This window comes from Sphingobium sp. B11D3B, assembly GCF_025961735.1.
Taxonomy (GTDB): Bacteria; Pseudomonadota; Alphaproteobacteria; order Sphingomonadales; family Sphingomonadaceae; genus Sphingobium.
Map to the genome: position 1 here is coordinate 239,113 of NZ_JAOQOF010000001.1, position 20,094 is coordinate 259,206.

Here is a 20,094-nt window from a genome sequence, read left to right on the forward strand (position 1 = left end):
GTCTCGCGTGGCGTCCCCTGTGGACAAGGCGGTCCGGGGCAGACGGTCGCCGAGGCTAAAGGGGAGCTGCCCTTTACCATGTCCAATTCTGTCAAAAACGGCGGGATATCCATCCCGTTCCTTTGAAGGAAAACAACATCATGATGAAGAAAATCGTCCTCGCGGCGCTCTCGGGCGCTGCTCTGATCGCTGGTGCCGGTTCGGCCAACGCTGCGACTGCCACGGCGACTTCGGGCCTGACGTTCACGGTCGGCGCTGCTTGCACGCTGACAGCTGGTGCAGTTGATCTCGGCTCTTACGTTGTAGGCGATACTGTGCAGACCTACGCCGATCGCCAGGGCAGCATCAACACGGCTAACGTCATCACTGCCGGTAGCGAAGCGGCTAAGACGCTGGCTTCGGTGACGTGCCCGAGTGGCACGGCATGGTCGCTCAGGATTGCGGGTGCTGGCTCTGTCGGAGATTTCACCGTCAATGATCCGAGCAACAACGCTGTGTTCAGTGTCCTCCCCTACAAGCGCACTGTTGGTGGCGTGGCGCAGGCTGGCTATATGAGCGCCGCTGGTCAGGGAGCGACCGGCACCGGCACTGGTGCGGCACAGATCGTTGCAGGCAATTTCATTACGCGTAACGCAACATCTGCTCAGCTCGCAACGGCGCTGGTTACCGGCACGTACACCGGTGCCGCCACGGCTACGCTGACCTACTAATCCGGGTCAGGATCGCCGCCACCCTCGGGGTGGCGGCGATTTATCCCTCAAGCCATTCCAAACAGAAATATCTCTAAAAGGGGGCGGTCGTGCGCATTTCGCGACAGCACTGGATCAGTGCACTCATGATCGCTGGCTCTGCCTTGTCGCTAGCTGCATCTAATTCTGCGCGCGCGCGATCAATGGATCTGGACATGGAAAATGTCCCTGAACCGGAAATCGCCGCCAGCGACAGCGAAGAGTCCTATCTCTACGAGATCACAATAAATGGAGAGCCACAAGGCAGTGGCATCGCTGTTCAGGTCGGCGACGCTTACTACATCGAACGCGCGATGGCCCAGGCGGCTAATTTAGACTGCACGCGATCTGTCACGCGATTTAGTCGCGTCCTGTGTGCGGTGCCTGCCCGGCGGATATCGCAAGAGGGGCGCAACCTTGCGCTCATTGTTCCCGTCGCGGCCTTCCGTCGCACCGCGCTGACCGGCGAGAGCGAGCCGGCCATCATTCCGGAACTTACGCCCGTTGACCTTGGTTTTTTCAACTATGACGTCAGCAGCTCGCTCATCTCCAGCGAGCTTTCTTTCACAGGCAGCCTGCGTGGTGGGCTGCGCCTGGAAGAAAATGCCTTTGATCTGGGCGCTGTTATTAGCCACACGACCGCGCCGAGCACCAATTTCTTTCCTGGATACTCAGGCGAGCTTTTGACTTGGGGTTCTGGAGATACACGGCTCCTTATCACGGATGCAGCTTATCGTCGTAACTGGTTTGATAAACGTTTGAGCCTCGCAATCGGTCGCACGTCCATGCGCCAACGGGGATATCTGAGCGGCAGCCTCTTCGACGGTGTGGGGCTTGCACGTGAAAACTTGGATAATCAGGGCTTCGTCCGTAGCAGTCTTTCGCAGCAAATTACGGGCTACAATCAGTCTGCAGGCGTGCTGAGTTATCGCTTGGGTAATCAGGTTCTCAAGCAGGTTCCGCTGGCTGCTGGTCCTTATAGCATTGATCCATCGCTCTTTGCGGGTCTGCCGCAAGGCGGTCAGATCGAAATTACCGGCTACGATGGGCGCGTAACGGCATTGAACCTGCCACTCACGATCCAGCGGTTCCAACCCATGTTCAAAGCGGGCACTTGGGATGGCAATATCGAATTTGGGCGCATGCGCACGGCAGGCGGCGGCTATGTTGCCGCTCTCAATCTCGGTGGGCGCTATGGTGTCAGCAACGACCTGACTGTCGAAACGGCCACAACTGCCACACCTCACAGCATCGCACTAAATGCATCCGCAGACATCCGTCTCCCTTACGATCTGGGTGTAATGGGCTTCAGCGGCGCTTGGCAATGGCGTCGCTTAAACCCGTATCTTTCACGCGACCAGGAGGACAGTCAGGGCTGGTCTTTAGGGGCATACTACGAACGGCGTGTTGGCAAGCTTACCGTCGGCGGCGATTACCAGCATTATGGAAATGGCGGCATCATTGCCGGCGGCTATGATGGGCTGCGAGGCAGCTACGCTAACATTGGCCTGATGACACTTGGCGCGCTGGTGCGCGAAGATGCGCAAGTGTATGTAAACGGTCCGCTATTCTCGACAGGGATCAGCGGAACCTTGCGTCTCCGGTCAACCAGCTATGTGGCGCAACCCCAAGCCATGCGGTATGCTGAGGCGCAAATCTATGGTGGGCTTGGCCGCTGGGGCAATTGGGGGATTTTTGGTCGGGCTGGCGAAGATAGCTATGGTCGCGACACATTAAGCGGCAACATCTTCTGGTCGATATCGCTTGGCGGGCGGAACACGGCAAGCCTCAGCTATCAAACCGACCGGGTAGACGGTCAGTCCCTGTCGCCTGATCGCTACGCGCTGACGGTAAATGGAAGCACCAAGTCGCACTGGAACCAGTCCAACATCTACAGCCTAATGGTCGATAATCTGGGCTACGGGACTGCCAGCTACTCGCGCGAATTCTCCAACCTGTCAGCCTCGATCAACGCCTTCCGTAGCCCCGATACTGGGGTCAATGGCAATGCCGCAGCGCGTGGTTCGGTTACATTTGTCGACGGGCGGGTGATCCTGGGCAAAGCGACCAATGATACGATGTTGGTGGTTAAGGCACCTACTCTGCCAGACGAGGACGTCTACCTAGGCGGCTTTGGGCAACCCGTCACATCTACGGACGGCGCGGGCTATGCGGTCATCCCCAACCCACTGATCTATCGTCCCAACCCGGTGCGCGTGAACGACGCCAATGCACCGCTTGGACTAGAGGTGCCAGATAACGCGGTGCCCGGCACGGTCCATCCCTACCGGGGCTACTTGGTTGACGTGAAGACGCGAACCCTGGTGCCCGCGCGGATTTTTCCGATCCTGCCGCCCGATGCGCTTGAAGCCGGTCCATATGCCGACATTGAAGGCGTCAATGTGCCGATTGAGCCCGACGGTTCCTTCTATGTTGAAGACCTTGCCGTGGTGAAGCGAAACATTCTGCTGTCTTGGCAGATAGGGGATGCAACGCGGAGTTGCGCTGTCCAGATCGACCAGGTGAAGGCGGCACAGGCAGCGAAGACTGAGGATTTTGTTCGCAAAATGCGCGACCTGGCATGCACGCCGCTTAACGCCTCGCCAGCAGACAGTCCAGTTAGGCCCGTTCCAGTTGAACAGCCTACGCCGCGTCTGCCTTATCCGCTTTTCAGTAGTGGAAGCAGCGAGTTTCCCCTCACTGCCGCCGGATCGGGGCAGCAGTCCCGACCTCAATTAGCACAATCGCAGTAAAGGATATTTCCTATGCTCTCTCGTAGTCAGCATGTCTGGCGAGGCCGCTCCGCCTTACTAGCGTTCCTTTCTATCGCAGCTCTGTCAGTTGGCAATGCTCAGGCGGCAATCACCGTTGAGAAGACGCTTGTGGCCGAAACGCCCGAGGCTTTTGAGAAGGGGGTGGCTTACCCGTTGATCGGTCTCCATGGCGCCGACCCCACCTATTTGTCGGTGCGGGTCTACAAGTGGACGCAGCGTGGCGACGACATGTACGTCCTCGAACCAACTGACGATTTCACTGTCTATCCTGAACTCGTCCGTATCTCGTCGGATACGCGTAAGAGTGTAACCATTAAGGCCGCAAAGCCCCTGCAAAGGGGGACTGAAGGCGACTATCGCATCGTTTTGCGCGAATTCGACCGAGCAGACGGCACTGACAATCCGCCCCCGGAGTCGGAGGCTATGATGACTCTGCGTGTGAAGCCGCAAGCGTCCGTTCCAATGATCGTCCGGGCGCCTGCCGCGGCTCGGGCTTTGCCGTTGGAAATTGAGGGTATGCGTGAGGCTCCGCCACCGTCGGCTGCTGAAAAGGCAAGCGGCGCTCGCCCCGGGCAATTGCTGCGGCTGCGTAACCCCGGACCTGTCTACCAACGCATCGTCGCGCTTGGCGTGAATCAGCCCGCCGGCGAGAAAAATCAGTTGGTGGGCTATGTTCTGCCAGGGCAGTCTATCGATCTCAATGTCCCCCTCAAGCAGGGTGACAGGGTTGAGGTCTTGTATGCGAGTGGTCCCGACGCGAAGGTTGATTTGCGTAGCCAGCGACCAGACGATCGTCAGGTCGTATCCTGGACGGTCCAGTGACCGCGGTCGGGCGTGGCTGCCGCACAATCGCCGTTGCACTCGCACTGCTCGGTGTGGGATCCGCCAAGGCTGAGACGGTCGAGCGCTGCAACGTTTCCAGCCTCATCAGCATGGGCCGTCTTCTCAACACCGAAGTGCCTCAGCGCTTTGCCGAGCGCGAAGGCGGAGTTGTTAATCCGCGTTCTGCCGAACGAGTGAAGCTGCGCATTCAGGGATGTGATCCCGCTGCGCGGTATCGGCTGTCCATGCCGAACGGCTATCAGGTCAGAAACGGGGAAAAATCCGTCACCGTCTGGCCTGTCGTCGTCGCGGTCAATGGCGTGGCGCGCAACCCGCAATCTGTCGCCGGTCCGGGCAATTCGATCGACCTTGAAGGCAATCCTGAACTGGATCTGGTCATCGCGATTGACCCCGCCGACAGCCAATCACTGACCAGTTCTGGCGCTTGGTCAGGCACGGGCATGGTCCTGTTTGAGGATCGTTGAGCCTTAAGCCATCTCCTCTCCTCTCCTCGACAAGGAGCGATCTCATGTTCAATGTCTATAGACCCCTCTCACATCTCGCTTTCAGAGCAGCTCTCCTTACAAGTGCTGGGGCTGCAGTCTGTGTCCCTGCACACGCGCAATATGGCGCGGGCGGGGGTTCGGCCACAGGCGGCAATGCCGTTGCAATCGGAAGTGGTGCGAGCGCAACTGACTTGATCGGCATCGCTATCGGCCAGACCGCGACATCAAATGGTACGGGCTCGATCGCGGTCGGCGGGAATAGCGCGGCAACCACAGGCGGTGCAATCGCGATCGGCAGTGGAGCTGCGGCCTCCGGCAATAGTTCAACTGCTGTCGGTGATCACGCCAGTGCCGATGGCACGTCCGGTGCGGCGTTTGGCCAGACAGCCTACGCTGCGGGCACGAACTCTACCGCTGTCGGCGCGGGTGCCGGCACGGGTAGCGCCTCGACAAACAGCTGGAATACCGCAACCGGCGCGGTGGCCGGGCAATATGTTCAGGGCGACTTTAATAGTGCTTTTGGGGGCTCGGCAGGACAGCGTGTCACCGGCAACTATAATACAGGTGTTGGCGCCGGAGCTGGTACATATGTCACTGGTGATGGCAACTTCGCCGCAGGCCTTCTGGCGGGGCAGTATGTTCAGGGTAACGCGAACATCGCCATTGGGTACAACGCCGGCAAAGGCGCCAGCGGCTCTCCAGTCGTGGCCGACGCCAGTATCTCGATCGGACCCAGCGCTCTGGCTTCGGCCAACAATGCCATTGCGTTGGGCCGTGACAGCGCCGCTAAGTATTCGGGCAGCGTTGCCATCGGTGCCGGAAGCTCGACGTTAGCCACCGCGTCGACCGCGACAGGCTATCTGACCGGCAGCGCGGCGCCTGGCATCGAGGTGTCTATCGGCGACGTAGCCAACGGCGCCACTCGTCGCTTGACCAATTTGGCTGATGGAGCTGCATCGAGCGATGCCGTAACCGTGTCTCAGCTCACGGTCGTCAACGACAAGGCCGAAACGCTTGGAACGGCGACCGCACAAGCTCTTGGAGGCGGGTCGAGTTTTGATGCGACGACCGGCGCGCTGACCGCGCCTGTCTACTCGATCGGGGGATCGAACGTCACGGGCGTTGGCGCAGCGCTGACTGCCCTCGATACGACCAATGCCAATCAAGGGTCGACGCTCGCGGCAATCATCGGTGGTGGAACAAGCTATGATGCTGCCAGCGGTAACTTCACTGGCGGAAGCTTCCAGGCGGGAACAGGGGGCGGGAGCTACACCACAATTGCCGATGCATTGGCCGCTATCCCAACGGGCGCAGGGAGCGATACTTCTGCGATCCACTACGATAATGCAGGCCACACGAGTGTTACCCTCAACGCGTCCGGCAGCCCGGTTGCCCTCCATAATGTCGCCAACGGTGCAGTGACGGCAACGTCGACGGATGCTGTCAATGGGAGCCAGCTTTATACAACCAATGCGCAAGTGGCGGCCAACAGCGCGGCGATCAGCACTCAGTCCTCCCAGATCACTGCTCTCAATAACGGCGCTGCTGGGCCGTTCCGGGCAGAGAATAGTGCCGGCCTAGCCGGCCCGGCGTCGACCGGCACGGGGTCTGTTGCAGGCGGCTTCGGGGCGACTGCCAGCGGTTTCCACAGTACAGCGGTCGGCACAGCGGCCGTGTCATCTGGCGCGAACTCCGTCGCCCTGGGCTTTGGATCGAACGATGGCGGCCGCGCTGGGGTCGTTTCGGTTGGGTCGGCTGGCGCAGAGCGGCAGATCACGAATGTCGCCGCCGGCACCCGGTCGACCGATGCCGTCAATCTTGGGCAACTGCAAAACAGCATGGGCGCCACATTGAACAGCGCCAATGCCTATACCGATGCGCGCTTGGCGGCTGTCGACTTTGACCTTTCGAGACTACGTCGCGATGCAGCCGCAGGAACGGCCTCGGCCATGGCATTTGCGGCCATGCCGCAAGCCTTTGGCGCGGGCAGGTCCATGATCGCCGGTGGCTTTGGCTACTATCGCGATCAGACCTCGTTCGCCATCTCAGCTTCGCGGGCGTTCGACGACCACGCGGTCTTCAAGATGGGCGGCACGATCGACAGCCGCGGGACGGTCGGGGCAGCGGCCGGCGTCGGATATCAATTCTGAACAGGGGGCCGCGATGATGCAGGAAAACCCCACTCAAGAGCCCCTGATCCGAATGTTGCCTGCATTCGGCGCCTTGATCCTGCTGACATCGACCGGCCTTCTCGCCGGTACGGGAGTTGTTCATGCCGCTTCCGTACCGGCAACCCGCACCTGTCTTTTAGATCAGATCGCCTTGGTCACACGATCGGCGCCAGCAGTCGAGAGAGGCGAGCGGTTTCAGCAGCAGCGCCGCTCGCTGCAGGCGTCAAACGAGGCACTGAATACTGCCATAGAGTCCGATGCGCGTATGCTCGCGAGCCTAAAGAGCTCTTTGCCTCCGGCTGTCGCGGCAAGCCGTGAGAGCGAAATTGCCGGTCGTCGCCTGTCTCTGCAGCGCAAGGTTGAAGGCGACAACCGCACACTGGCCGCTTTGAACGAGCAACTCAAAACAGAGGTGATTGCGTTGTCCGCGCCTGAAGTGCGCGCGGTGGGCGAGCTAAAGGGTTGCGGCGTTGTCCTACCCGCGCAAGGCGCGGTGGCCATCGCGCAAGACGCGGACATCACTGCCGAAGTGATGGCAAAAATCGAGCAAGGCATGCGCGCCGCGAACACCATTCGTAATATGGGTCACTAAGCAATGGGCCGGGCGTCTCATGCTTTCGTCAGGCTGTCGGTGCGCATGTGGAGCATGTTGCGGGTTGGCGCGCCCATTCTCTCGCTCTTGGTCATGGTGGGTATCCCCTTCTACTTGCATGACACAGGCACGCTTACCGGATTTGCGGCCTTGATGGCTGGGGCCCTTGCGTGTGTCATTTGGTTCGCCGGCTTTGCAGCATGGCCTCTCTACGGGCTTCCCCTGTGTCGCCGCATGGTGCTCGGGACCGGGCAACGCCAGATTCTGCAGTGGGCTGCCAGCATACCGGATGTCGACCAGACCTACACTTGGCTCGAGGGTGGTCCCGGCGTGATTGCGCGATCTCCTGACGGAGCTTGGATATGTTGCGAGGGCACTGATTTCCATCCCGTGCTGATAGGGCCGGGGACCCTGCAATCATTGTTCATTTATGCGTTCACAGATCCCGTGCGCCTCGGTTTCATGCTGCGTGCGGGATCGCGGCAGCGATGCGTCACCATTCCTTTCGTCAATGATCTCGCGGGCGCCCGCTTCTGGCGATCGGAGCTCCAATCCTTTGTCCGCCCTGCGGGAGACCCCTTCTAATGATATCGAATTTGCGTCGCGTGGGCCTTCTGATCGCTTTTCCACTGGCTATTGCCGTTGCAGCAACGAGCGTACAGGCACAGGTCACAAAACCCATCAGCGCTCTTCTTAAATCGGCCGAACAGGGAGACATTGTTGCACAGCGCCGCCTCGGTCAGGCGTTTGAACTGGGGCAGGGCGTTCCGATGGACATCGATGCAGCGGAACTTTGGTACGGCAAAGCCGCATCAAGTGGTGACGTCGATGCAATGGGCAACTATGGCCGACTTCTCTTTGCAAAAAATCAAACCACAGGAATACCGTGGCTGATCAAGGCAGCCGAGCGAGGCGATGCCAAAGCCGCATACATTGCTGGCATTGCTCTGTTCAATGGTGACGGTGGGCCAAAGAACTGGCCTGCGGCATTTGTCTATCTCACCCTCGCTGTCGAAGGAGGGCAGGTCTCCGCACGTCCCAGTCTGGCGCGCGTGACGTCGTTGCTGTCAGCCGAGCAACGGGACCAAGGTGCGAGCCGCTTACGCGCACTCAAGTTGCAACTTGCCACGCAGCAGGCTGCCCCGCCCAGCAGGCCATCCGCCGATCGCCCGGTTAGACCCAGCGCTGCAGCAGTCAGCCCGGCGAAGGCAAGCCCAGCGAAGCCCAACCCAGCGAAACCAGTGGCGGCGCGCAATGGCGGCCAGCCAGCGCAGGGCGCTGTTCAGGCGGGTGAGCACTATGTGCAGCTCGGCGCCTTTTCCGACGAAGCCAAGGCGCGTTCGGCCTGGAAGGACTTGGAGTCCCGCGTTCGTCCTCTCGCCGGTGGCCGGCGGCCATCATTCATTCCTGCAGGGAAGATCGTGAGACTTCGGCTTCAGAACATCGACCAGACGAGTGCGAACCGGCTGTGTCAAACCATGACGGTTGCACGCAAGCCCTGCTTCGTGGGGCGTCAGCCCGGCAAGATCCCATCATGATTGGCCTGATGATCGGAGCGGGTGTGGCTTTAACCTGTTCGTATGTGCCGGCCTCATGGGTCGGTCTCCGTAGCCATGGTCCCGTTTACCAGTGTGAGCCTCTTCGCTACGCGCCCGAACGTCACGTACAATCGCCATTTCACGCCAAAATCCCTGGTGAAGCGTTCCCGGTGTGGCCCAGCTTATGTCCGTTTCAGCCCACCCTTCAGAGCAGGGCATCTCTGTTCGAGGACGGCCCGGCACGGTGGGACGATATCGCGTCGCCAACGAAACCGGCTGTCGGCTATAAATTCTACCAGACGCGGCGCGGCAGTGTTGCGCATCCATCATTCTGCCCACACGTCCTGCTTATGGGAAGCGTTGGATAATGTCGCGCGCGCTCGGCTTTTATGGAAAGCATGCGTGGGCGGCATTCACCATCCGGGCCTGGATTTGCGCCGAATGGGCCTTGCCTCTGGCGCTCTTGGGCTGCGCGTTTTGGGTTGCCACTGGAATGAAGGAACGTTCTCATGAGATCGTGCCGGATGGTTCATTATGGGCCGCCTTGGCAGCAGGAATTGTTCTCGTCGCCATTGCTCAGGGCCTCTATGTCCAGCACGCCGCGAAGGGGGTGCGCGGCCTCATCTGGCAACGGCGGCGTCGGCGGCTCGCCCAACTGGTCGCGTTCCATGTCGATCGTCGGAGGGGGGACATCCACAGCTGGACCAGCCCGCGGCCCGGTGCGGCCGCTATGGACAATGCGCATTTCGTTCTGTGCGACCGTTCGACTGGATACCGCGTTGTCTCATGTAAGCTCAGCTTGCTCCTCGGCGCCAAATTCATGGGCACCCGCCGACCCAAACTTGTGATCGCCTATCGTAATCCGGTTTCAGGCTCGGTCGTCGAAGCGACGCTCGCGTTCGAGAACTGCGCGCAGGCAGATCGTTTTGTTCGAAGATTTGGTCTCGCTCATCAGCAGCCATGTGCCGGTCGTCACGCGCAACTCCACGGGACAATGGCATGACCGGAGTACGGACGAAATTCTCTCGAGAGTTTCCTAAGGCGCCACGACTGCGTGTAACGGACGACGGTTCGGATCCATGGTTGAGCATTGCGCTCGATGCCCTGAGGATGTCGTCACTTGCTTTCGAGCGATCCCATCACTCGGCTGTTGCCGCGCGCCTGCTGCGCATCGAACAGGAGCTGTTGCAGAGTGCGAGAACCAAGGATCGCCCGTTCCAGACGCCAGCGGGGCATCAGCCCAGCAATTCCGAAAGTTTGCTTCTAGGGCTGGACGGCCTGATGCTGGAAGCCTTCGTGTTGCGTGTTCAAAATGTCTTTGACGTGCCCGCCAGGCTCGCTCTGCTTCTGGCTCACCTGCTGTCCTACCCAGGCCAGCTCGTTCAGCATGACGACCTCAAGTTTACGATGGGGGCGAGGACTGAGAGCAATGCGATCGTCAAGGTTTACGTGTGCCATCTCCGTCGGACTCTTGCGTCATTTGGATTTGAGGACGCGATTGTCACAGGGCCGCGCAGCTACGCGCTGCAAACCAAATATGGCCACGACATCATCAAACTTGTGAATTCCGCGTCGGCTTCGCTACCACCCTTTATGGCCAAGTCACCATGACGACCCCTCCCTCTAGAGGGGTGATCGCAATGGCATGCTCGCCAGCCTGGAGCAAAGGCTGCAACCCAGCAAAGGCAGGCCTCAACAGCTTTGAAGGAAATCGCCTTCCGCTTTTGTCGTGATGTTTGAGTGTAGAAATACCGACGCAATGGCGTAAGACTTTAATAATGGCATGAGGTCTGCGATATCAGTATTTGAGAAATCAGTGCTGACTGGAAAATTTATCAGTTATGAAATCATTGATTTATTAAAGAGATACACGATCATCTAAGATCATTATTGATCGCCTTATAGGAAGTTCTGGCGATCTAGCGTCATCGTCTTTGGCATTGATCATGCGGAACCCTTACGGGTGCAGAACAGCCCAATTGACAATGATGTTGTATACAAGTATGCAATCTACGGTAGCCAGGGAGGGCACTATGGGAATTCTCGGTAGTTTGGGGCGTAAAGTTGGCTTTCTGACCTCTTCCGCGATGATGCTGGCGCTGGCTGTGCCGGCGAGTGCGCAGGAAGGGTCGGAGTTGCGGGACGCAGGGGAGCCGGCGTCGACGGGGAACGACATCGTCGTCACCGGGTCGCGCATCGCGCGTCCCGACCTCCAGGTCGCGAGCCCGGTTAACGTCATCGGTCAGGAGGAAATCCAGCTCCGCCAGCCCAATACTGCCGAGGACCTGTTGCGCGATCTTCCCTCGGTTCGGCCCTCGCTCGGTTCGGCGACGAATAGCGGCGGCGACGGTTCGTCCAACGTCGACCTTCGTGGCCTTGGTACCAATCGCACGCTTGTTCTGCTCGACGGCAAGCGCATTGTCCCGTTCGGCCTCGACGGCATTGTCGATCTCAATACGATACCCACTACGTTGATCGAACGTGTCGACGTCACCACAGGCGGTGCCTCGTCGGTTTATGGTGCAGACGCCGTCGCGGGCGTCGTCAATTTCATCACCAAGAAGAACTTCGTCGGATTCCAGCTCGACGCGAGCAATCGCATTACCCAGCGGGGAGATGCAAACCAATATCGAGCCGATCTCCTGATCGGGGCCAATCTTGACGATGGTCGCGGTAACGCCGTCCTTGGCATTGGTTATATGAAGCGTAACTCTCTGACGGGAGACAGGCGTTCGGTCAGCGCCGTCACGATCAACTCAGCGAACGGCCTGTTTAGCGGCTCCCAAGCGACCATCCCCGTGCTATTTACCAGTCCCAGTTCGACGGCGCTTGGTCTCGGCTCCGGCAGCCTGGGTGCAATCCTCAATCCCGCCACTGGTTCGTTGCGTCTGGCAACCCAATCTGATCTGCAGGACACTGCGGGTAGTAGCTATATTCAGTCGCCGCTCGATCGCTTCAATATTTACGCTGCGGCACGTTATGAGCTCACGCCTGGTATCGAAGCCTATGCGAGTGGCAGCTTCGTTCGCAACGAGTCCGCTATCCAGCAAACGGCCAGTGCGACCTTCACCGCCACTTACAACCTGCCATTGTCGAACGCCTATCTTCCGGTTGGCGTGCGCAACCAACTCTGCGCGGCCCGCAGCATAAGTGCGGCGCAATGCGCATTGGCCGCTGCTGCGACCACGCCAACCAGTGCCAATTATCGCGAAGTGCCCGTCATCGCGCAGCGCCGTTTCCTTGAAAATGGTCCGCGCGGCAACTTGTTCGAATCGCAGCAATTCCAGGTAGAGGCCGGTTTTCGTGGGGATCTTGCGCCCGCGATCAAGTTCGATGTCTCCGCCCAGTATGGCGAAACAAGCCAGAACCAGACACTGTCGAACTGGGGTTCGTACAGCAAGCTCCAGCAAGCATTACGGTCTTACGTCAACACGTCGGGAACGCCCGTCTGTAGCGACACGTCGAACGGATGCGTCCCGATGAATTTGTTCGGTCCGCTCGGCAGCGTCACCGACAGCATGCTGGATTTCATCGGCCTCGAAGCTCTTGTCCGCCGAAAGGTGACGCTTGGGGTCGTTACCGGCAATATCTCAGGCGACCTGTTCGGTATCACCAGCCCGCTGGCGGACAAGCCGATCGCCTTTTCGATCGGCGCAGAATACCGCCGCCTGACCGCGAAAAGCATCCCGGACGCCGCGACCCAGACTCAAGGTGAGGTGCTTGGCTATGGCACGCGGACGCCGCCGACGTCCGGCTTCATCTCAGTGAAAGAAGCGTTTGGCGAATTGATCGTGCCGCTCGTCTCTGACCGCCCCTTTCTCTACAGCCTCCAGGCCGAAGCCGGTCTCCGCTATTCCGACTACAGCACGACCGGTGGCAGCGCGACATGGAAGGCCGGTGGCTCGTTTGAGCCGATCCAGGGCTTCAAGTTTCGTGGAATGTATCAGGTCGCTGTCCGATCACCCAACATTTCAGAGCTGTTCCAGGCGGCCGTTACATCTGCGGGTAATCTCTCGCAGGATCCTTGCCAAAGCAACCTTCCAGTCGGCAACGCCGGCTTGACGGCCCTGTGTATCGCCACAGGCGCGCCAGCCTCGTCCATTGGCTCGATCAGTGCGCCATCCTCTTCACAGATTAACGTTACGACGTCGGGCAATCCCAATTTGGGCGTTGAAAAAGCCCGCACCTACACGCTGGGTCTCGTTCTCACGCCGCCACAGGTCCGCAACTTTTCGATGACGGTCGATTATTTCCACATCAAGATCACGGATGCGATCTCAACGCCGGCCGCCGGTGATATCCTCAATGGCTGCTATTCGGCCGCGCTCAATCCGAATTATACCCCCAATGCCTTCTGCCAGCTGGTCGCTCGCAACCCTCTCAACGGCTCATTGAATGGTGGGGCCGATACACCAGGCGTGATCCTTGCGGGATCGAACCTGGGCGTGATCCAGACCGCCGGCATTGATTTTGGCATGAACTATCGGTTGGATCTGGCCTCGCTCGGATTGGGGGGTAATCCAGGCGCATTGAAGTTCGGCTTGAGTGGCACCTACCTGCAATATTACCATTATCAGGCGACGCCGAACTCGATCAACCGCGACTGCACGGCATCCTATTCGACCAATTGCACCAATCCTCGACCGCAGTGGAAATGGAATGGTCGTGTCGGTTACAGTAATGGGGGCGTCGATGTCTCCCTGCTCTGGACGCGCATCGGTTCGGTGCATCTGGAGGATTACAACGCCACCGTGATCACCCCGCTGACCACCCCGCAAGGAGGAGGTCCCAACCCGTCCACGGTGCTGGAGGCGTTTCGCAAGATTAAGGCCTATGATTTCTTCGACCTCTCGACCCAGTTCCGGGTCAGTGAGAAGTTCGGGTTCAACATCCTTGTGGAGAACCTGTTCGATAAGAAGCCGCCCCTGGTCGGGTCGGGCGTGGGTGGCAATCCGTTCAACAACGGCAACACCTTCCCGACGACCTACGACATACTCGGGCGAACTTTCACCGTTTCGGCAAGTCTGAAATTCTAAAGCCGATTGCGGATGGCATAGGGGATGAGACGCTTGCCGGTGATTTTGGCAAGCGTCTCTCACACAGGGCGGGAAAAAGTTGTGGGGCACTGGTTCGAACAAAGCCAGTGACCCAAAACAGAGGAGAATCTGTTTGGCGAGGACGATCGTGAGAGGAGTGGAGCGCGTTTGTGTCCGCCTGTCGCTTGCGGTCGCTCTGGCTTGCAGCACCATGCTTGCCGGATGCGGGAACCCCGATCATGCTGCCTCGACGTCTGTCACGGAGCCGACGCTCGAGCGCATTCGGCGGACCGGTGAGATTGCGCTTGGCCATCGAGAGAATAGCATTCCCTTCTCTTACTTCGACAACCAGCAGCATGTCGTGGGCTATGCGCACGACATCTCGATGACCATCGCGCGTGAGGTGGGCAAGGAACTGGGAATCCCGAACCTTCGCGTCAGGCTGGTCCCCATCACATCGCAGACGCGCATTCCTCTGCTGCTGAACGGCACGATCGATCTGGAATGCGGCACCACGACTAACAACCGAAGCAGAGGCCGGCAGATCGCCTTCAGCACGAACTATTTCATGTCCGGGACGCGGTTTCTCGTTCGCCGCGACAGCGGCGTGCACGCGCTGGACGATCTGCGCGGTCGCAATGTGGTGGTCGCGGCGGGGACAACCTCAGAAGTCGCGCTGCGCACCGTCAATGTGCAAAAGAAGCTCGGCATCCGGGTGATCGCGGCCCGAGACCATGGCGATGCCTTTGTTGCGCTGGAATTTGGCAAGGCGATCGCCTTCATGAGCGACGACGCGATCCTTTATGGAGAGTTGTCGAAAGCGAAAGTCCCAGGCGATTGGCACGTCGTGGGCGAACCGCTGACGGAAGAGGTCTATGGCTGTGGCCTGCGAAAGCAAGACCCAACCTTCAAAGCATTGGCTGATCGCACCATCATCAAGATGATGCGTTCCGGGGCAATGAGACAGCTTTACGCGCGTTGGTTCCAAGCACCGATCCCACCTCGGGGTGTCAATCTGGCCGTGCCATTCTCCGCTGAGCTGGCCAGCCTCTTCGCAGCCCCTAATGACAGGCCGCTGCAATGAGCGCGCTCTGCACTCTTCTAAGACGTCTGAGCTCGGGAGGCGCCTCGTGAACTACGATTGGGACTGGGGCATTTTCCTGTCGACGACGTTCACCGGTGAGGGGCGTTATCTGACCTGGATGGCGGCTGGCCTCGCCATCACTATCGGTATCTCACTGCTGTCCTGGATGATCGCACTTTTTCTGGGTGTGACCTTTGGGATCGGACGCACATCCCAGTCGCGAGCGTTGCGTGGCGCCATTGGCGTCTATGTCGAGTTGTTCCGGAACGTGCCGCTGCTCGTCCAGCTCTTCTTCTGGTACTATATCGCCCCGGCCTTCCTCCCGATGTCGATCCAGAATGGGCTGAACAATGCGCATCCGGCACTAGTCCAATTTGTCACGGCAACCCTGTGCCTCGGCCTCTTCACGTCAGCACGCGTGTGCGAACAAGTGCGTGCCGGGATCGAGGCGCAACCGCCGGGGCAACTCGCCGCGGGTTTGGCGCTCGGTCTGACGCGCTGGCAGGTCTACCAATTGATTACGCTGCCGCTGGCTTTCCGCATCATCCTGCCGCCCCTCACATCGGAATTTCTGAATGTGTTCAAAAACTCCGCCGTTGCACTGACGATCGGTCTCCTGGAACTGACAGCGCAGAGCAGGCAGATCGGCGAGTTTACGGGGCATATCTTTGAAGCATTCATTGTCGCGACGCTGCTCTACTTCGTAATCGCACAAACCGTGTCCTGGGCGATGCGGCGGCTTGAACTGTACCTCGCTGTTCCCATGCATGGCACCGGAGGCGCGAAATGAACCACGACCTCGACTGGAGCGTGATCGGACAGGCGCTGCCATTTTTGTGGCAAGGCATGGGGCTGTCGCTGGCTTTGCTGCTGGTGTCGCTTATCGGCGGAATGGCCCTTGGCATCGGGCTTGCGCTGATGCGGCTTTCCGCAAATCGCGTGGTTGCGGGCTTTGCCACTGGCTATGTCACGATCTTTCGCTCGATCCCGCTCGTTCTGGCGATTTTCTGGTTCTACCTGCTTGTTCCGCTGGTGTTGGAAGCGATCCGTGGAAGCTACACTCCGATTGGTCCGCTTTATTCGGCTTTCATCGCCTATGTGGCGTTCGAAGCCGCATATTTCTGCGAAGTGATCCGCGCGGGAATTCTGAGCGTTCGCCCCGGGCAGTCGGCAGCTGCGCTTGCACTCGGGATGACCCGTACGCAGACAATGCGCTATATCGTGTTGCCTCAGGCGCTACGCGCGATGACGCCGCTGATCCTGACGAAGGCGATTATTATCTTTCAGGATACGTCGCTGGTCTATGTCATCAGCGTGAGCGATTTCCTCGGCGCGGCGACAAAAATCGGCCAGCGCGATAGCCGTCTCATCGAATTGTACCTGTTTGCTGGTGCCGTCTACTTCGTCATGTGCCTTGTCGCGTCGAAGCTTGTCGAGCGCTGGACGGCCAGAAAGGCGCTAGCATGATCGATATTCAGAATGTGTCCAAATGGTATGGCGCAACCCAAGTGCTGCATGACTGCAGTCTTCAGGTTGCGGCGGGTGAGGTCGTCGTGGTCTGCGGTCCATCGGGATCAGGCAAGTCGACGCTCATCAAATGCGTGAATGCATTGGAACCGATCCAGAAGGGGCGAATCCTGATCGGCGATTTTTCTATCCCGGCGCCCGCATCTGTGCTTCCGGAAATTCGCGCTCGCGTTGGCATGGTGTTCCAGCACTTCGAGCTGTTCCCGCACATGTCCGTGCTACGCAATCTGGAGTTTGCGCAAGTCAAGGTGCTCAAACGTCGCCCGGAAGAGGCGCGTGAGCGTGCGATCGGCTATCTGGAGCGGGTCGGACTCGCTCGGTTCGGCGACACATTTCCTGGGCAATTATCCGGCGGTCAGCAGCAACGCGTCGCCATCGCGCGCGCCCTGTGTATGGACCCGTCCTGCATCTTGTTCGACGAACCCACGTCTGCACTGGACCCGGAGATGGTCACTGAAGTTTTGGATGTGATGACGGGGCTGGCGCGGGATGGGATGACGATGATGTGTGTGACCCACGAAATGGGTTTCGCCCGCGCAGTGGCGGACCGCGTGGTGTTCATGGATGCGGGTCAGATTGTGGATGACTGCCCGCGCGATGCCTTCTTCGGGTCGCCCCCTCAATGCTCGGAGCGGGCGCAGCGTTTCCTGTCGAAAATCATAAGCCATTAAAAGGTGGAGAGAGAAATGATCCTGGAGGACGAACTCAAGGACCAGTCGGTGCCGCTGATGACGCGCCTGACGGATTGGATCGCCAATCCGGCCCGGATGGAGGGCTGTTCGATCACGGAAACCGAACTGGCCGCAGTGTTCGGTGTGAGCCGCACGCCGTTGCGCGAGGCCATCAATCGGGCCCACAGTATCGGTCTGATCCGGCGTGAACGCAGCCGTTCAATCGAAATTCCTCCGCTTTCGACGGACGACATGGTGCAGTTGTCCAGGACACGTGAGGAACTGGAGGGGCTGATCGCCCGGCAGGCGACAGAGCGTCTGGTCGCTGGAGAGATTAGCCTCTCTCGCTTGGAGAGCATCAACACGCAGATGAGTGCACTTGCCACTGTTGGTGACACGGGTGTGCTGCTGGGTGTTGGCGTGGATTTTCACGCGCGGTTATGCGTGCTCTCCGGCAATGCGGCCGCTTCGGGCCTCCTTGCGCAATTAATGGTCCGGCTCGAGCGCTATCGCCAGTGCGTTCGTTCGCTCGAGGGGCGATCGACTTTGATTGTCAGCGAACATCAGACTTTGCTCGAGGCAATGCATGCTGGCGATGCGCACGGCGCTTCGGCCGCCGCGCGTGCTCATATCGCGCGTGCGCGCGAATTCTATCGTGCCGAACTGTTCCGGCACGGCTTGTCCTGACGAAGGTCGATAGTGCGAGAAGCGTGGGGAGGTTCGTGTGCGCCTTGATCTGAATCGCCGGATGTATCGTGCGGCCCGATCCGGTCGGCTTGCCATCATCCTCGCCGGTGGGCTGACGCCTATCGCCGTTTCCGCCTCTGTTCCAGCGCCACACGTTGCAGCCTTCGATGTCCGGGACCTGCATCGCAATGACATTGGAAGAGCCGATACCGACCGCTTTCTCACACGCGCTCAAGCGGTGGAGGATCTGGAGGCGGTCCGACACATCATTCGGTCGACGAGTTCCTATATCTGGTCGACCACATTTCCCTTGGACGCTGCTATTTCAGTCATAGAGCGTCAGCTGCCTGCAAAGGTGTCCGTGAACGGGCTTTCGACCCAGATCAACAAGCTGGTGCGGTTGTTCGGTGATGATCACGCCCAGGTCGTCGATTGGGAAGCGCGCATTCCACAAGGGTTTTCGCCTTTCCGCGTTGGCAAGATCGACACGCGCTATTTTCTGTACTCCTCAAAGCCTGCGGGCCTGCTCAATCGCGGCTTCCCGTTCGTCCGCGCGATTGACGGTGTGCTGATAGAAGATTGGATGCGCGTGGCCGGCGACATTGGCCAGGGCCCGCTCAGTTCGGTCTCGGCACGGTTCGGCCGCGCGGTGGGTCTGATGACCGACATCAACTATATGCGCGCCGAAATGGGCTTGCCGCGCCTGCCCGATGTCACGGTTGAACTAGTGTCCGAAGATGGCGAGCGCAGCACAACGATGAAATTGCCGGTGCTCGCTACGAGGCCTGACCAGCCCAAGCCCTTTCACCTCGGCACTGCGAGCCGGATACTGGAAGGCAATATCGGCTATCTGCGCGTTCCGGCGCATCAAGGTGCGGAGGCGGCCAGTTTCGTCGCCAATGTCGACAGCGAGATGGCACGGTTTCGCGATACCCGCGCGTTGATTATCGACGCGCGCCAGTCAGGCGGCGGCAAGCGGGAAGTCCTGAACGCGCTTTTCCCCTATTTTATGGCACCTGGCGCACCGCCCTATGTAGTTAACGTCGTAAAATTTCGCATACCGGACGGCGCCGTCAGTTTCGATCCGCTCACGGTGTTCGACAGTTCCGACAAGCGCCTTCTCTTTGGGTCAAATCCAGCCAATCCCGCAGCTGAGAGCGCTGCGTTTCACGCGTTCATGACCAGTTTCAAGCCGGCCTGGTCGCCTCCTGCCGGCAAATTCACCGACTGGTACTTCACGACGCAGCGGCCCGACCCGGCGAAACCATTTTATGCGCGCCCGGTCTATATGTTGATCGACTGGGGTCTGGGCAGCGCGGGAGACATCTTCACCTCGGCATTCAAACGCTGGCCCGGTATCACCCTGATCGGCACGCCGACGATGGGACGGAGCGGGCAGGGTGAGGAAACCGCGCTGCCTAACAGCGGGCTGCTGATCAATATCTCGACGATGGCGTCATTCCAGAAGACCGGCGAGCGATACGACACGGTCGGCATTCAGCCTGATATCGGGATGGAACCCATCCCTTCCGACTGGTTCGGTGCGACCGACTCCGTGCTCGATCGGGTTAGAGCGCTGGCCACGGTGGGATCCGTACAGTGAAGCGTCTGACCATCTCGCCTTTGTGGTGGGCCGTGCCGGCCCTCGCCGTCACGGCCAGTTCTGGTTTGGCGTCTGCCCGACAAGCGTCCCTTTCGGCCGACGATCGTCAGATGGCGCGGGCGGGTTGGGATGAACTGCCGGCGATCTCCAGTGTTCGCTTTCACGGCCAAGAGCCGGACATCGCGACTGCAATCACGACCCGCATGGGTCCGGCTCGCTTAGCAGCAGACGATATCGAACCGGTTCGGGTCGATGCCGGCTGGGACGTTCTGTTGCGAGGTCTGGCCGAAGACAAACGGCAATCCGCGCGACGACCTTAGCGCTCGCCGCCCCCAATTTACCCTTTCATCGACCA

General features: G+C 59.5%; 17 protein-coding genes. All 17 read left to right on the forward strand.

The window, feature by feature from the left end:
• Positions 1-140: 140 nt before the first annotated feature.
• Positions 141-710: a hypothetical protein gene (locus tag M2333_RS01155; protein ID WP_264610586.1), complete on the forward strand. Its 570-nt coding sequence runs from the start codon at positions 141-143 to the stop codon at positions 708-710.
• A 182-nt stretch (positions 711-892) separates the two neighbouring features.
• Positions 893-3,481, forward strand: a complete 2,589-nt coding sequence (locus tag M2333_RS01160; RefSeq protein WP_264610587.1) for a fimbria/pilus outer membrane usher protein — start codon at positions 893-895, stop codon at positions 3,479-3,481.
• Between the two features lie 12 nt (positions 3,482-3,493).
• A complete protein-coding gene (locus tag M2333_RS01165) occupies positions 3,494-4,324 on the forward strand; it encodes a molecular chaperone (protein WP_264610588.1) in 831 nt (276 codons plus the stop codon).
• Positions 4,321-4,809 carry a hypothetical protein gene (locus M2333_RS01170; protein WP_264610589.1) on the forward strand — a complete coding sequence of 163 codons (489 nt, stop codon included), beginning with the start codon at positions 4,321-4,323 and terminating at the stop codon, positions 4,807-4,809. The genes M2333_RS01165 and M2333_RS01170 overlap by 4 nt, the downstream gene beginning before the upstream one ends.
• Positions 4,810-5,021: 212 nt before the next feature.
• Positions 5,022-6,980: a YadA family autotransporter adhesin gene (locus tag M2333_RS01175; RefSeq protein ID WP_264610590.1), complete on the forward strand. Its 1,959-nt coding sequence runs from the start codon at positions 5,022-5,024 to the stop codon at positions 6,978-6,980.
• 13 nt (positions 6,981-6,993) lie between these two features.
• Entirely contained in the window at positions 6,994-7,593 is a 600-nt protein-coding gene (locus M2333_RS01180) for an OmpH family outer membrane protein (protein ID WP_264610591.1), read from the forward strand.
• A gap of 605 nt (positions 7,594-8,198) precedes the next feature.
• Positions 8,199-9,131, forward strand: a complete 933-nt coding sequence (locus tag M2333_RS01185) for an SPOR domain-containing protein (RefSeq protein ID WP_264610592.1) — start codon at positions 8,199-8,201, stop codon at positions 9,129-9,131.
• 367 nt (positions 9,132-9,498) lie between these two features.
• On the forward strand, positions 9,499-10,134 hold the full coding sequence (locus M2333_RS01190; RefSeq protein ID WP_264610593.1) for a hypothetical protein: 636 nt from the start codon (positions 9,499-9,501) through the stop codon (positions 10,132-10,134).
• A gap of 80 nt (positions 10,135-10,214) precedes the next feature.
• A complete protein-coding gene (locus M2333_RS01195; protein ID WP_264610594.1) occupies positions 10,215-10,742 on the forward strand; it encodes a hypothetical protein in 528 nt (175 codons plus the stop codon).
• A gap of 422 nt (positions 10,743-11,164) precedes the next feature.
• Entirely contained in the window at positions 11,165-14,167 is a 3,003-nt protein-coding gene (locus M2333_RS01200; RefSeq protein WP_264610595.1) for a TonB-dependent receptor plug domain-containing protein, read from the forward strand.
• Positions 14,168-14,300: 133 nt separating this feature from the next.
• Positions 14,301-15,251 (forward strand): transporter substrate-binding domain-containing protein, encoded by a 951-nt coding sequence (locus M2333_RS01205; RefSeq protein WP_264610596.1) that lies wholly within the window; start codon positions 14,301-14,303, stop codon positions 15,249-15,251.
• Between the two features lie 46 nt (positions 15,252-15,297).
• A complete protein-coding gene (locus tag M2333_RS01210) occupies positions 15,298-16,041 on the forward strand; it encodes an amino acid ABC transporter permease (protein ID WP_264610597.1) in 744 nt (247 codons plus the stop codon).
• Positions 16,038-16,718 (forward strand): ABC transporter permease subunit, encoded by a 681-nt coding sequence (locus M2333_RS01215; protein ID WP_264610598.1) that lies wholly within the window; start codon positions 16,038-16,040, stop codon positions 16,716-16,718. The genes M2333_RS01210 and M2333_RS01215 overlap by 4 nt, the downstream gene beginning before the upstream one ends.
• Positions 16,715-17,449: an amino acid ABC transporter ATP-binding protein gene (locus M2333_RS01220; protein WP_264610599.1), complete on the forward strand. Its 735-nt coding sequence runs from the start codon at positions 16,715-16,717 to the stop codon at positions 17,447-17,449. Before M2333_RS01215 ends, M2333_RS01220 begins: the two co-directional genes overlap by 4 nt.
• Positions 17,450-17,464: 15 nt before the next feature.
• A complete protein-coding gene (locus M2333_RS01225; RefSeq protein ID WP_264610600.1) occupies positions 17,465-18,136 on the forward strand; it encodes a GntR family transcriptional regulator in 672 nt (223 codons plus the stop codon).
• 37 nt (positions 18,137-18,173) lie between these two features.
• The gene (locus tag M2333_RS01230; RefSeq protein WP_264610601.1) at positions 18,174-19,739 is read left to right on the forward strand and encodes a S41 family peptidase; all 1,566 of its coding nucleotides are present in this window, start codon (positions 18,174-18,176) and stop codon (positions 19,737-19,739) included.
• The gene (locus M2333_RS01235; RefSeq protein WP_264610602.1) at positions 19,736-20,059 is read left to right on the forward strand and encodes a hypothetical protein; all 324 of its coding nucleotides are present in this window, start codon (positions 19,736-19,738) and stop codon (positions 20,057-20,059) included. The genes M2333_RS01230 and M2333_RS01235 overlap by 4 nt, the downstream gene beginning before the upstream one ends.
• Positions 20,060-20,094: the final 35 nt, after the last annotated feature.

Bases quoted from the DNA above. Each gene is read 5' to 3' on its own strand.
- M2333_RS01155 (WP_264610586.1), top strand. From the start codon at position 141: ATGATGAAGAAAATCGTCCTCGCGGCGCTCTCGGGCGCTGCTCTGATC.
- M2333_RS01160 (WP_264610587.1), top strand. From the start codon at position 893: ATGGATCTGGACATGGAAAATGTCCCTGAACCGGAAATCGCCGCCAGC.
- M2333_RS01165 (WP_264610588.1), top strand. From the start codon at position 3,494: ATGCTCTCTCGTAGTCAGCATGTCTGGCGAGGCCGCTCCGCCTTACTA.
- M2333_RS01180 (WP_264610591.1), top strand. From the start codon at position 6,994: ATGATGCAGGAAAACCCCACTCAAGAGCCCCTGATCCGAATGTTGCCT.
- M2333_RS01190 (WP_264610593.1), top strand. From the start codon at position 9,499: ATGTCGCGCGCGCTCGGCTTTTATGGAAAGCATGCGTGGGCGGCATTC.
- M2333_RS01200 (WP_264610595.1), top strand. From the start codon at position 11,165: ATGGGAATTCTCGGTAGTTTGGGGCGTAAAGTTGGCTTTCTGACCTCT.
- M2333_RS01215 (WP_264610598.1), top strand. From the start codon at position 16,038: ATGAACCACGACCTCGACTGGAGCGTGATCGGACAGGCGCTGCCATTT.
- M2333_RS01220 (WP_264610599.1), top strand. From the start codon at position 16,715: ATGATCGATATTCAGAATGTGTCCAAATGGTATGGCGCAACCCAAGTG.
- M2333_RS01225 (WP_264610600.1), top strand. From the start codon at position 17,465: ATGATCCTGGAGGACGAACTCAAGGACCAGTCGGTGCCGCTGATGACG.